We start from the raw sequence: 13,523 nt of genomic DNA on the forward strand, positions 1-13,523 counted from the left end.
ATTTTATGACCCCCACCTAAACCCTGTTTATGGGGAACCTTTACCAAATTTAGATAAATTTGGCAAAGGTGTTTTCAAGTTAGTTTTTACTTTCTAAGCTTTGTTACCGCTGTTTTTGGTAACTAATGTCCAGTCACTGGCTTTACCAATTATTTCAGCTTGAGTTAGCTGAAGTTGCTGAATTTCCGATTCTTTAATTAAAAAATATGGTTTTTGGCTATTTTTCCATTTTTCTTTCAACTCATTTGCTGGGGTTGACGCGATAATGCGATCGCTATAAAAGTTTAGCGAAGGACGGTTGTAGCTAAATGAGGTAAATACCTGTGAATCACCAAGATTGGCATTACGGATCATTTGGGCTACAGGTTCTACAGGATAAGCTTCGTTTAATTGCCATAGCCAGTAGTTTGATTTCATCAACAATAGTAATGAAAGATAGCTTCCCCACAATAGAACTTTAATAAATTGATTGTCACCTCTTTCAGCGAGAATCCAAGACAGTGCCATTGTACCCGCTACACAAGCCAAAATCAGAGGTAAATCAGGTTGTACTGGTTTCGCTTGGCTAAAATAAATACTGCCAGCAATTCCTATTACCGACATCAGCCCTAATCCTCTCATCCATATCCGTGGATATACAGAAAACAAAGGTAAATTATCTATTTCTGATAATTGGGCACCCACCATTAAAGCTAAACTGGGATAAATGGGAAACACATACCAAGGTAATTTAGTCCCCATCAGAGAAATACTAATTAAATAAACACAACTCCAAATTAAAGCTAACTTTGCCCAACTTAGATTTCTATTTTCCCAGGTAAATTTGAAGCTAGCAGGAAAAAACAATAACCAGGGGGCAGTATACTTAATTATCTCTAAAAGATAAAACCAAGGTGGTTGAGCATGACCTTCAAAGGGTAGCCAAATCCGACTTAGAGACTGGTCAACAATTCCCACATCTGTAAATGTACTACCATAGCGCCACCATTGTGCCCAATACCATAATCCAATGGGTGTACAACCAATAAATATTCCTAGCCACAGATAGCGACTGTAAAGTAAACGGGGTGTATCCCACCACAAAAAAGCAAAGGCGATGGAACCCAGTAAAACACCTAACATTCCCTTAGTCAGACAAATTAACCCGAAACCCACACCAACGCCAAGACAGTAGCGCAAATCCCGACGCGATCGCAAGACGCATAGAACCATTAACATAAAGAAGCAAACTACTGCCCCATCCAGCATTGCCATCCTACCATGACGAATTACTGGCAGCATTGTAAGGTATACTAAGGCACTAAAAATTGCAGCTTTACGCTTACGAAATATCTCCCGTCCAATTCCATACAACAGAGGAACCGAAATCGCTGTTAAAATTGCACCTGGTAAGCGCGTAGTTAAATTACTCACACCAAAAATTGAATAATTCACAGCAATTAATATATGCATCAGGGGTGGTTTATTATGATATTCCTCACCCCCAACAGAAGTTGGAAATAACCACCGTAAAGAACCCAGTGGTGCACGGCTAATTTCCCTCGCCACCTGTGCTACAGTTCCCTCATCCCAATCATGTAGTGGCAACCCGCCCAAATTTATGGTAAAAACTATTACGGCTGCTATCAGCAGTAAAATGATCCATACTAAATCGGTACGTTGTGTCAGTACTCGATTTTGTTTGTGTAAACAACCCCAAATAAAGTTTCCTTTTTGCATAATTTAGGATAACTGTTTTACTCGTGGGTTAACTGAAGTAAAAGACGTGACTGATTAATCAATGTTGCTGTCCTATATAATTACCGATGTTTTATAATCTCAAATTTTAAAATATCCCAACCTTATCTAGAATATTCCCAGATTTTGACAAAATATCGACTTTCTTGTAAATTTATCCACCTGTAATTGTACCTTTGGTCAGAAAATTACAAGTTTTTAGCCCACCTATCATTATTTTACAGACACTATGGTTAAATGATTTTCTGTAAATTAGATCCAGAACCGGATAAATTTACAAATACAATCGTTTATCGTCATAATTATCTGAAAATTGCCATTTCTATAATTTTATTTTATCTTGTTTGCTTTCTGTCTCCTATCTACTAAATAACTGCACTACCTTTAAAACTCTCCAATTGAGAGGAGCATTTTATGAACATCCCCTTTATTTTAGACGTATCACTAGGACTAATATTTACCTATCTGATTTTGAGTTTATTGGCTTCAGAAATTCAAGAATTAGTTGCGACTGTATTCCAATGGCGAGCCGAACATCTACGTAGATCAATAGAAATATTTTTATCTGGTGGTGATCCAAGTAACTCTGATAATACTAGGGTAATAGAATTAGCAAATCAAATCTATTCCAATCCACTAATTAAAAGTATTAATCAGCAAGCAAAAGGTGTTGTCGCAAATATCCCACGTCAACTTACCTGGAGAGCATCTGCAATCTATAGATCACTTAAAATTAATAGCACAAACCAAAATAAAGGAATTATCAGCGACACGGTATTTGGTGATGAAAAGCATAGCGCTCCTTCGTATATTCCTGCTAATCTTTTCGCTACCAGCCTGATGGATACTTTGCAATTTCCTCAGCTAGCTCAAACGCTATCAGAATCGAGAATTGATTTATTTAAAAAGCAACGTTTAGATGATGTAGAAAATGTCATCCTCCAATTGCAAAATCAATTAGGTGAAAACGAAGAATTCGCTGATTTTTATAATTTTATTTATCAGGGATTTGCCGAATTACAAGCAGATTTTGAACAAACTATTTGGAACTTTCAACAAAAGAAAGCTGATTTGGATACTAGTGTGAGTCGAATGGGTTTGAGTTTGGATAAATATATTGAATCATTTCAATCTAATATGCCTGACTCAGAATTCACCACCAAAGCTGTTGATAGGCTGAAATTTATTAAAACTAATAATTTATCTGATGTTGAAAAAACTATTGCAATTAGTGGTTTTCGACCAAATATTAATGAAATAGCTAAAGTAATTGAACAAGGAAGTGATGTTTATCAAGAGGTAGTCACTGTCCTTAAAGATAAAGATAGTGCAGCATATGAAAATCTCCAGAAAATCCTTGACAAGATGCCAAAAAATCTGGCTGCAAATATCACCAATTTAGCTCAACAGGCAGAATTTAGAATTAAGACTACCGAAGAAGGTGTAACTCTTTTACGTCAAGGAATAGAAAGTACTTTTGATAGTTCGATGGAACGTGCTTCAGGAGTTTATAGACGTAATGCTAAAGGTGTGGCATTATTAATTGGTTTTATTATTGCTGCGGCAACTAATGCCGATGCGTTTCATATGATTAACCGATTATCTAAAGATTCAGCATTACGTGATACGATTATTCAAAATGCTGGACAAATTATTATACAAAACCGGAATACTCTGGGATATGTCGATATTGAAACCCTCAGAACTCAAACAGATGACGCTTTAACTGATGTTGCTTTACCAATTGGTTGGACAGATTCAAATTTAGAACGTCAACTTAATTGGACTAGCAAGAAGCAAAAAAGTTTTCCCATTATTCGGATTTTTACTTTAATTCCTGGTTGGATTATTAGCGGTATTGCAATTGGGATGGGTGCGCCATTTTGGTTTGATTTATTAGGTAAGATTGTGAATGTCAGGAATACTGGAAAAGCACCAGATAAATAGTATTTAGGGATATTTATCTTTCAGGTCAAATTTTGGATATGGGTAAATTTGTTGTTTCAAAAAATAAATACGATATCCAATTCCCATGTATCCTTTTGGCGTATTAGTTGAATATTCTGAATAAATTCTCGCAAATAAAAGCGTCGTTCAGACTCTGATAAATCAAACCAAAATTGAGGAATTGAAACTGCTTGGGCAATTGAGCTTAAATTTGCAGGTGGAAGACTATTTAGTTTTGCAGTCAGTGTCGAGATTTCAGTATTTAGCTGATAAATCCTAATTTTGGCAGTTTCTTGATCCAAAATGCCTGATTCAAAGAGATTGGGTATCTGCTGGATAATTTCCTGTTGATGGAGGATTTTTTCACTCAATTGATTTTTGACTGCATCAAGTTGGGGAAAATTTGTACCCGCAACAGCTAAAGGTAACTCCCGACAAACCACCTCAATGGTTTTTTCTAAAACTGCATCATAGGAAATTGCTCGACATTTAGGGGTTTTGGGGCAATCTATTGGACGTAGATACAGATATTCTTGCACGCGATCGCGTCTTGTCACCAAACCCACTTTCATTGATGATTTACATTCCCCGCAAACTACTAAACCAGCTAAAGAACGCGGAGCGCTGGCTGTACGTTTTGGTAAACTGCTATTACGACGCAAAATTCTATCAACCTGCGCTCCTTCCTCCCTAGAAATAATTGCAGTATGGGTATCCAAAATAATTTGATGATTTTTGTATGCAGTATCCCCGCGATACACAGGGTTAATTAACCACCGCTTCCCTGTAGTTACTGATATTTTCTTATTATATTTTTTTGCTAAGTAACGTACTGCACCCCGTAATGAAGCATACAGCAGAAAATTCTCAAAAAAATCCTTAACCACAGGTGCAGTTGTTTTATCAAGAATGTATTTAGATTTACCTTTTTTATACCCGTAGGGAGCTTTCCCCGGAGGTGGTGCAATATTCAAACGGTTGCGAGCATGTCCTTGACGGATTCGCCGACTTCGCTGTTGATATTGAAGTTCTTGTAATAATTCGATCAGTTGAATGTGACTATCACTGAAGCTGTGATTTTCCTCAACTGCAACGATTTTAACTCCCAATCCTTTCAGTTCAGTCACACGGGAATTTATCTCGGCAACACTATCACCCAATTCCTGTAACTGACGAATCAATAGATATTCTGGGGGTTGAATATGACAATCTTCTAATAACTTTTGTAATTGTGTTCTCCGCTTTCCTAAATCTTCATACACATGATCCACTTCCCATCCCCAGATATGCTTCGGAGGACTTTCATCTAAAAGCGGGTCTGTATAGCTGTATGCATAGATTTTCATGAAAATTGCCCAAAGATCAACTAGCCTTTTTCATGTTCTCGCTTCGCCCAAAATCATGTCAATCAGGGGAGAAGGCGGGTTTTTGGAGGAAACAAGAAAAGCGAAAGCAAAAACTTTTCTCCTTAAAAGGGGAGGCTTGTACCATGTTGGCTTTGGTGATTGTGTAGACGCGCAGCAGCTTTCCAGACGAAAGCCGACATGCAGTACATACAAGTTTCATTAACCATAACAACAAAGCCTGCCACTCAAAGAGAAGCCAGAAAGAATCTAGCCTGCGGAGGCAGGCTTTGCCCATTTACCCCCAGACTTTAGGCTGAGGGCTTTTAACCAAGAAATTGGGATTTTTTTGACTTGTGTGTACGCCGTAGCTTGCTACAACAGGGGGAACCCCGCAACGCAGTGGCTTAACTTTGCACTTGCGACAGTGAAATCCTTGAACGCTTCAGGTAGCTACCAAGGGGTAACTACCTTAGCTTGCAACTATTTCCAGTTAAATAGACACACTGTAGGGGTTCAGGATGTGCTTTACCCCCACCGCTAGTGTGCTTCAAAAAGCCGAAAACTGTTGTAGTAGCGAACTAAAAGTATTCATCAAAGGCAAACGCAATGACTCCCACACAGATCATTGAATTAGTAAATACTTTTGTTGATGTACTTACTATTCTTCATCCCAGGATTCCACCGAAAGCAAGTCGCTGAGAGGATCTTGCATGGTAAAACCAAATTCAATTAATTCTTGCTTCCAATACTGCCATTCGTTGCCGAACAGTAGAGCAATTTTCCAAATGTTGTCGGATGGCTTCACGATCTGAGAATCGATAAGCGATCGCACATTACGTTGCAACTTCACCATTGGGTGAATAACTTGCTGGGTCATAACCTAGACTGTATTTCGATTAGATTTGATAAAAACTTGATAAAAGCTGATTTCCGTTTATTGAAACCGTGCCTGCTCGTGGAGTGTTGTACTTAAAAGGCAATGCATATTTCACTATTTAGAATATATCACATTTAACATTCGTTTGTTACTCCTGGTATTAGTTTTGTACGGTAATCACCACCCTGAGACGGTGTTTTGCTGACAAAACATCTTCAATGCAAATTATCTATGACAATGCCTACCCATAGTGGAAACTGTGTGCAAACTATAAAGGTCCACAAACATTTTCCCAAATCAATAAAACCAAGGTTTTTAATTTTAAACCTTGTCCATAATCAAACCCGGAGTTTTTTATTGGTTCAAATGCATCAAGCAGCGACGTAAAGTAGACGCATACGCACCTTAGGGTACTTACAGAAGTCACTCCGTATCTAACCGTTAGGGTAGCGGCTTGTCGTAGAGTAACAATATCATAATCTCTATGGAAAACTAAGGTTCTCAAGATCGACGAGGTTTAGTTCAATTGCACCCAACCAAGCTGCCAAGCAGCATATTTCTAATTTAACTACGAAAACTCCAAAAATAACTAACAGAAGATTAAACAAGCTCCAAAGTGATTTCTTGCCATTTTGCCGAATTTAAATCAAGAAGTCGCTCACCACAAAAACCTGTGCCATTACTTAGCTTATACCAAGTTGCAATCGAATACAGTAGATATCATTACCGAAGTTAGAAAAATATTGTGATTTAGTTACTATGCTCATTAACTGGTAAGTAGTATTTAAGTAATGCTTCCAACTTTTCTAAGTCGTATGGTTTTTCTAGACAATCATTCGCTCCAGCAATTATAAAGAGATTGCATTCCTGTTTTTGATTTGCTGGCAAACTTATAATCACTGGAATTCCTTGGGTATCAGGATTTTGCTTGAGATGTCCAATTACCTCTATCGCAGGTAAGTCGGAAATTGCCACATCAAGTGTAATTAGATTTGGTCGATGAGTTTGAGCTAAAACTAAACCCCTAATTCCTTCCTGGGCTGATATACAAGAGTAGTTTAGGCTGCCTACATAGGTATTAATTAAATTGAGATGATCTAAATCAGCCTCAATTAGTAAAACTAAAGGTTTGTTACTCATACCTTAAAAAGTGCTGAAGCACTAAAATAATCAATCTCGAAGGTCTTATTTAAGACCTAAATACGTTCTGAGTGCATATAAATGAGATAATGTAACCTTATTTGATTTTTAATTTACAAATATTTATTTATATTAGCTAGATAAACTAACTATGTTAATCAGGATACAATAAATTAGGAATATGTAGCTTTGTTGGGATTAAATTATACTCATCTTAGTTAGTTGCCTGCTATAGCCATACTCAAAACCTTAATCCCCGTTTCCTTAGGCTGTTAGTGAGGCTAGAAAATATGGGAATATCTATCAGACTAATATTTTTTACTCCTGCAAGGTAGCTTTTGTAAGTAATAATATAAATATTAGTTACATACATAGCATCCTACAATAATTAAATTAAATCAATCAGCAAATTGCACTGATAGAATCTGAAGATGTATTTTTTGCATAATTAGTCGATACAAGGTTTCGATTTACACATTTCAATGCAAAATACAAACTCTATAATTTTGGAAAATCCCAACACAGATCTTAATATAGGAGTCATATTTGATTTATGCAACATACGTAGGGGAGCCAGCACTGTTGGCGGGTTCCCCGACATAAGGTGACTGGCGTTGTGTGATCACGAAGTATAAGGCACCGTCTTACGTATTTTGGTGCGTTAGGCTAAAGCCATAACACACCCTACATATACTTAAATTTTTAATTAAATTTTTAAGTACAAAGTACAGGCTACGCCAACAATAATTAAATCGGATTCCTATAGTAGAATTTATAATACTTATAACTAAACTTCGTCTATCTTGAGAACTATAGTTTTCCATCAAGACATTGAGTAGGCGTAGCCAGCCCTACGAGCTTATGCTAGTCTGTCAGAAGCCGATGCAGCATCTAACTTACGTCCCTGTTTGATGCATTTAAATCGCTCAGGAAACTCCGGGTTTTATCATGGATGAGGTTTAAGGTAATATTATTTTGAGTTTTTAATCATGACAGTAGCCAAAATAGTAGAGAGATTAGAATCGGAATTAATTACAGCAGAAAACTTTCAAAACTATGGGCAAGTTATTTTTCCAAATCAAGATGCTAAAGCTTTTGATATACATGATGCACAACTAAAGCTAGATGGGGGAATTCCCCGCTTTTACATTATGCGTTTACATCAGCGGGGAAGGAAATTTCACACAATTACTCGTCATGTTAAATCTACTCAATGTTTAGGTTCATTAATGGGAAAAGACTGGTTAATTGGGGTTTGTCCAGCAAATAATGAAACTAATGAACCTTTATTGAGCGAGATTCGAGCTTTTCGGATTCCTGGTGATTGTTTTATCAATTTAAAAGTGGGAACTTGGCACGCTGGTCCATATTTTGAACATGATGTAGTGGACTTTTACAACTTAGAATTGAGTGATACTAATGTTGTGGATCACTTTACGTACAATTTTTTAAAGAGTCAGCAAATTGAGTTTGAGATTGTTTGATTTAGTGATCGGGTTGAATTGAGCGGAGTCGAGATTTTTATTAGATATTATTTATTTTCTGATTTTACAGTCGCATATGCCCAATCTAACCATGGGAGTAGTGCTTCAATATCAGATGTTTCTACAGTAGCACCACCCCAAATGCGTAAACCTGGAGGTGCAGAGCGGTAAGAAGCGGTATCAAATGCTACTTTTTGTTTTTCCAATAAGCTGGCTAATTTCTTAGCTACATCGGCTTGTGCTTCTGGGGTGAGGTTAGTAAACCAAGTATCAATTATTTTCAGACAAATAGAAGTACAGGAACGGGTTTCTGATTTTTCAGCTAGGAATGCAGCCCAATTACTGTTTTCTACCCATTGTGCGATCGCATTCAAGTTAGACTCACTGCGTTTAATCAAACCAGCTAATCCGCCAATGCTTTCAGCCCAGTTTAAACCATCTAAGGCATCTTCAACACACAACATTGATGGTGTATTAATCGTGTCACCTTTAAAAATACCTTCGATTAGTTTACCTTTTTGCGCCATCCGAAACAGCTTTGGTAAAGGTCTTTCTGGCTGATATGTTTCTAATCTTTCCACTGCGCGGGGAGATAAAACCACTACTCCGTGTTGTGCTTCTCCACCTAATACCTTCTGCCAAGAATAGGTCAACACGTCAATTTTATGCCAAGGAATATCCATCGCAAAGGCGGCAGAGGTAGCATCACAAATTGTCAAACCTTGACGGTCATCTTTGATCCAATCACCATTTGGCACCCTGACACCTGAAGTTGTCCCATTCCACAAAAACACAACATCGTGGTTAAAATCAACTGTACTCAGGTCAGGTAAACTGCCATAGGCTGCTTTAATTAAGTTGATATCAGCTAGTTTCAATTCATCAACAACATCTTTGACCCATTCTTGACCAAAGCTTTCCCAGGCTAAAATATCTACTGGTAGTTTTCCCAGAAGCGACCATAGCGCCATTTCCACCGCACCCGTATCAGAAGCTGGGACAATACCTAAGCGGTAATCAGCCGGTATTCCCAGGATGCGTTTGGAACGTTCTATTACCTCGCCTAATTTAGCACGACCATCTTTAGAACGGTGGGAACGTCCTACACAAGCATTTTCTAGATTGGTAACTGACCATCCTGGACGTTTAGCACAAGGACCAGAAGAAAAATAAGGAACACTTGGCTTAGTGGTGGGTAAAGTTAAAGACTCGGACATAGGGCTTATGGTAGTGGCTGGTAGCTGTTGTCTAACCTATAGGTTTTTTAGCTTACCAGAAACCTGTGCTGTGGTGTAAGTCTTGAAGTTATTTGTTAATTATGTTTTGTCTTTGAATAATCTTTGCTGTGGGGATCTGCACATAAAATATGGTATGGGCATCGATTGGAAATATCAAAGAAAGGAGTCTGATGTCTTGAGAGATTTAATTAAAAACCTGAAAACCAATAAAAAGACCTCCTAAAACTGTTCAAAAAAACAAATACAACTCATAGATAGTGAGCAAATAGCCCAAACAACTACATTCAACAAACACACTAAAGTCGTAGGGCAAGTTATAATTTCTTTGCAGATGAACGTAACAAAAATTTATGACTAACCCTCTAGTAGATGCTTTTTTCGTTGGAAGAGCAGTTGCGGAAGTCCTTTCCGAACGATTAGAACACACAGTTACCGATGCTTTGAGTGAGCTTGGCAAGTTTGATGCAGAAGCACGGGAGCATTTGCGCCATTTTACCGATGAAGTTGTAGAACGGGCAAATCGCGCCGCTGAAGCAGCATCTAATACCCAAACAACTGGTGGCTTTGGGCAAACAGGTTCTGATTCTGAAGATTTACAAGCGATGGTTGATAACTTACGGGCTGAAATTGCCACTTTACGTACAGAGTTACAACATTATCGTAGTAGTTCCGCAAATTAGCATCAGTTAAAATCAGTGAAAGGTGAACAGATATTTACCTGACATTTGGTAAATTTTCTTCTGACAAGCTTAAAGCAAGTAACTGATAGCTGATAACTGTTTGAAAAAACAGCTAAAAATCCTTTGAATAATTTAATTAAAACCAGCGGTAAATAAATTAATTGTATGGAAACAGGTTATTCGGATAAAGCATACCGCTGGAACCGCGAAAACTATTCAAGTCGGCGGCGGTTTGTAGATATTTGGTCATTTGTTTTGACCTTAATGTTTCGACTGTGGTTGTACGGTAAATCGTGGAGTTATCCTGGTGGTGTCACCGAAATTAAACAGTCGGCACGTCGTCGTAAGTATGCTGTTTGGATTCGGAATACGATGTTAGATTTGGGTCCAACGTTTATCAAGGTTGGGCAGTTATTTTCTACCCGCGCAGATATTTTTCCCGCAGAATATGTAGAAGAATTATCTAAATTACAAGACAGAGTTCCAGCTTTTAGCTATGAAATAGTTGAAGCAATTGTTGAAAAAGAATTAGATAAAAAAATACCTGAATTGTTTCAAGATTTTGAACAAATTCCCCTAGCCGCAGCCAGTTTGGGACAGGTTCACAAAGCTGTATTACATTCCGGTGAATCTGTTGTTGTCAAAGTCCAACGTCCAGGTTTGAAAAAGCTATTTGAAATAGACTTAGAAATTCTCAAAGGTATCGCTCGCTACTTCCAGAATCATCGTAAATGGGGTAAAGGGCGTGATTGGATGGGTATCTACGAGGAATGCTGTAAAATTCTCTGGCAAGAAATTGATTACTTAGGTGAAGGACGTAACGCCGATACTTTCCGTCGTAATTTCCGTGGTTATAATTGGGTAAAGGTTCCCCGTGTATACTGGCGTTATGCCTCATCAAGGGTACTGACACTTGAGTATCTTCCAGGTATTAAAGTGACTCAATATGAAGCCCTAGAAGCCGCTGGTTTAGATCGAAAAGTTCTGGCACGCCAAAGTGCAGAAGCATATTTACATCAGTTGTTAGATAGTGGTTTTTTCCACGCTGACCCCCACCCTGGGAATATTGCCGTGAGTTCTGAAGGTGCCTTGATTTTCTACGACTTTGGGATGATGGGGCAAATTAAATCCAATGTGCGGGAAAGTTTGATGGAAACGCTATTTGGGGTTGCTTCCAAAGATGGCGATCGCGTATTACAATCGATGGTTGATTTAGGTGTGATTGCACCTACTGATGATATGGGACCAGTTCGTCGTTCTGTTCAGTATATGCTGGACAACTTTATGGATGGCTCCATCGAAAACAAATCGGTTGCCGCTATTAGTGACGACTTGTACGAAATCGCGTATAATCAACCGTTCAGATTCCCGGCAACTTTTACCTTTGTCATGCGAGCTTTTTCCACCCTGGAAGGGGTTGGTAGAGGGCTAGATAGTGAGTTTAATTTTATGGAAGTCGCCAAACCCTATGCGATGCAGCTTATGACCAATATGAATGGTTCAGAAGGTAATAGCATACTCAATGAATTGAGCCGTCAGGCGGTGCAAGTAAGTACAACTGCACTAGGATTGCCACGTCGGCTAGAAGATGTCATTGAAAAGCTGGAACGTGGTGATGTGCGTCTACGTGTCCGTGCTATTGAAACCGAGCGCCTACTGAGAAAACAAAGTAGTTTGCAATTAGCCAGTGTTTATGCGGTGATTTTAAGTGGATTTACCCTTTCTGCCTCAATTTTATTGATTAAAGATTATATTTGGTTAGCAGTCGGGGCAGGTTTAATCGCAGCTTTTGTTTCATGGCTGTTGATTCGCTTACTTTTACGACTCGACCGTAACGACCGCAGCTATTGAACAATTTTTGAAGAAGAAAATTTATGAAAATTGCTAATTTTATCGGCTCTAGTGACCCCGGACTTGTCCGCTTTAGTAATCAAGATTCATACTACAGTGATCCCCAAGGGCGGTTTTTTATAGTTGCCGATGGAATGGGTGGTCATGCAGGGGGAGAAGAGGCTAGTCGCATTGCCACTCAAGAAGTACAAGCATATTTAGAAGCAAATTGGAACTCAGATATACCTTCAAAAAAACTTCTAGAAGCAGCTTTGTTAAAAGCAAACGACGGAATATTAAAAGACCAACAGGAACATCCTGAACGGGCTGATATGGGAACAACAGCAGTCGTAGTTCTCTTCCGGGATCCGGATTCACCCCTTTATACCCATGTAGGTGATTCCCGTCTATATCGTTTGCGGAAATCTAACCTGGATCAAATTACTGAAGATCACACTTGGGTTGCCCGCGCCCTCAAAGTTGGGGACATTACGATTGATGAAGCGCGAATTCATCCTTTCCGTCATGTGTTATCCCGTTGCTTAGGACGGGAAGATTTGCAGGCAATCGAGGTTCAGAGCCTAGACTTACAAGAAGGCGATCGCTTATTGCTATGCAGTGATGGTTTAACTGAAGAACTCGTTGATAAAGAAATTACAGCCTGCTTGGAAGAAAACCCAACTCTGGAGAAAATCGCCCAATCTTTGATTGATGCAGCTAAAGAACATGGTGGACATGACAATATCACCGTAGTTCTTGTTGCTGTTGAAGCATAGTTATAAATCAGGGAACAGCCAACAGGGAACAGAGAACAGGGAAATTAATATACCTGATAAAACCAGGACTCCCTTTGCTTCAAACTGATAACTGATAGCTGTTCACTGATAACTGATTAAACATTCTGCTTTTGTTCATTCCGAGCTTTTTTCACCTTTACAATTTGATACAAATACCTTTAACCTCTGAAGAATCCTTCAGAGGTTAAATTTATGCATTACTGGCTTTTGCGGATTTTTCAGAAATTGTTGTTTCTCAACTTGAGGTATATACCAATCGAATGAAGGATAAGATATACCTCTGGAAACCTATTTCTAGAGAAAGTGGTCATTTTGTCAAACAGTTGTTATCTTTCTTAATATGAGAGTTACAATATGGGAAACGTAGAGTTTCGATCAAACCCTACCTTAAACAAAATGTATATTCTTACCGTTTAAGTCTCGAATCGTGTTTTCTCGTTATTTTTG

General features: G+C 38.5%; 10 protein-coding genes. 5 read left to right on the forward strand and 5 right to left on the reverse strand.

Annotated features, from left to right (window positions below; genetic code table 11):
* Positions 1-93: 93 nt before the first annotated feature.
* Positions 94-1,719, reverse strand: a complete 1,626-nt coding sequence (locus CAL6303_RS04550) for an ArnT family glycosyltransferase (RefSeq protein WP_015196659.1) — start codon at positions 1,717-1,719, stop codon at positions 94-96.
* A gap of 432 nt (positions 1,720-2,151) precedes the next feature.
* Here CAL6303_RS04550 and CAL6303_RS04555 point away from each other — a divergent pair, with 432 nt between their 5' ends.
* Positions 2,152-3,684, forward strand: coding sequence for a hypothetical protein (locus CAL6303_RS04555; protein ID WP_015196660.1), 1,533 nt, complete (start codon positions 2,152-2,154; stop codon positions 3,682-3,684).
* Positions 3,685-3,740: 56 nt separating this feature from the next.
* Here the strand turns inward: CAL6303_RS04555 and CAL6303_RS04560 are convergent, their stop codons facing one another.
* From CAL6303_RS04560 to CAL6303_RS04575, 3 genes are all read right to left on the reverse strand, one after another.
* Positions 3,741-5,030: a recombinase family protein gene (locus CAL6303_RS04560; RefSeq protein ID WP_015196661.1), complete on the reverse strand. Its 1,290-nt coding sequence runs from the start codon at positions 5,028-5,030 to the stop codon at positions 3,741-3,743.
* A 658-nt stretch (positions 5,031-5,688) separates the two neighbouring features.
* A complete protein-coding gene (locus CAL6303_RS04570; RefSeq protein WP_015196662.1) occupies positions 5,689-5,907 on the reverse strand; it encodes a DUF4327 family protein in 219 nt (72 codons plus the stop codon).
* A 750-nt stretch (positions 5,908-6,657) separates the two neighbouring features.
* Positions 6,658-7,047 (reverse strand): response regulator, encoded by a 390-nt coding sequence (locus CAL6303_RS04575; protein WP_015196663.1) that lies wholly within the window; start codon positions 7,045-7,047, stop codon positions 6,658-6,660.
* Between the two features lie 989 nt (positions 7,048-8,036).
* Here CAL6303_RS04575 and CAL6303_RS04580 point away from each other — a divergent pair.
* Positions 8,037-8,531, forward strand: coding sequence for an ureidoglycolate lyase (locus CAL6303_RS04580; RefSeq protein ID WP_015196664.1), 495 nt, complete (start codon positions 8,037-8,039; stop codon positions 8,529-8,531).
* Positions 8,532-8,578: 47 nt separating this feature from the next.
* Here CAL6303_RS04580 and CAL6303_RS04585 read toward each other — a convergent pair whose 3' ends face one another.
* On the reverse strand, positions 8,579-9,748 hold the full coding sequence (locus CAL6303_RS04585; RefSeq protein ID WP_015196665.1) for a phosphoserine transaminase: 1,170 nt from the start codon (positions 9,746-9,748) through the stop codon (positions 8,579-8,581).
* 371 nt (positions 9,749-10,119) lie between these two features.
* On the opposite strand from CAL6303_RS04585, the gene CAL6303_RS04590 reads away from it, so the two are divergent.
* The 3 genes from CAL6303_RS04590 to CAL6303_RS04600 all read left to right on the forward strand — a co-directional run bounded on the left by CAL6303_RS04590 (position 10,120) and on the right by CAL6303_RS04600 (position 13,055).
* On the forward strand, positions 10,120-10,449 hold the full coding sequence (locus CAL6303_RS04590) for a DUF6825 family protein (RefSeq protein ID WP_015196666.1): 330 nt from the start codon (positions 10,120-10,122) through the stop codon (positions 10,447-10,449).
* 165 nt (positions 10,450-10,614) lie between these two features.
* Positions 10,615-12,300: an ABC1 kinase family protein gene (locus tag CAL6303_RS04595; protein ID WP_015196667.1), complete on the forward strand. Its 1,686-nt coding sequence runs from the start codon at positions 10,615-10,617 to the stop codon at positions 12,298-12,300.
* A gap of 23 nt (positions 12,301-12,323) precedes the next feature.
* A complete protein-coding gene (locus CAL6303_RS04600) occupies positions 12,324-13,055 on the forward strand; it encodes a Stp1/IreP family PP2C-type Ser/Thr phosphatase (RefSeq protein WP_015196668.1) in 732 nt (243 codons plus the stop codon).
* Positions 13,056-13,523 lie beyond the last annotated feature (468 nt).

It is taken from the genome of Calothrix sp. PCC 6303, from assembly GCF_000317435.1.
Taxonomy (GTDB): Bacteria; Cyanobacteriota; Cyanobacteriia; order Cyanobacteriales; family Nostocaceae; genus PCC-6303.

What these genes read in the sequence shown, in the direction of transcription:
- CAL6303_RS04580 (WP_015196664.1), top strand. Translation starts at nt 8,037, where the DNA reads ATGACAGTAGCCAAAATAGTAGAGAGATTAGAATCGGAATTAATTACA.
- CAL6303_RS04550 (WP_015196659.1), bottom strand. Translation starts at nt 1,719, where the DNA reads ATGCAAAAAGGAAACTTTATTTGGGGTTGTTTACACAAACAAAATCGA.
- CAL6303_RS04585 (WP_015196665.1), bottom strand. Translation starts at nt 9,748, where the DNA reads ATGTCCGAGTCTTTAACTTTACCCACCACTAAGCCAAGTGTTCCTTAT.
- CAL6303_RS04600 (WP_015196668.1), top strand. Translation starts at nt 12,324, where the DNA reads ATGAAAATTGCTAATTTTATCGGCTCTAGTGACCCCGGACTTGTCCGC.
- CAL6303_RS04595 (WP_015196667.1), top strand. Translation starts at nt 10,615, where the DNA reads ATGGAAACAGGTTATTCGGATAAAGCATACCGCTGGAACCGCGAAAAC.
- CAL6303_RS04560 (WP_015196661.1), bottom strand. Translation starts at nt 5,030, where the DNA reads ATGAAAATCTATGCATACAGCTATACAGACCCGCTTTTAGATGAAAGT.
- CAL6303_RS04575 (WP_015196663.1), bottom strand. Translation starts at nt 7,047, where the DNA reads ATGAGTAACAAACCTTTAGTTTTACTAATTGAGGCTGATTTAGATCAT.
- CAL6303_RS04555 (WP_015196660.1), top strand. Translation starts at nt 2,152, where the DNA reads ATGAACATCCCCTTTATTTTAGACGTATCACTAGGACTAATATTTACC.
- CAL6303_RS04590 (WP_015196666.1), top strand. Translation starts at nt 10,120, where the DNA reads ATGACTAACCCTCTAGTAGATGCTTTTTTCGTTGGAAGAGCAGTTGCG.
- CAL6303_RS04570 (WP_015196662.1), bottom strand. Translation starts at nt 5,907, where the DNA reads ATGACCCAGCAAGTTATTCACCCAATGGTGAAGTTGCAACGTAATGTG.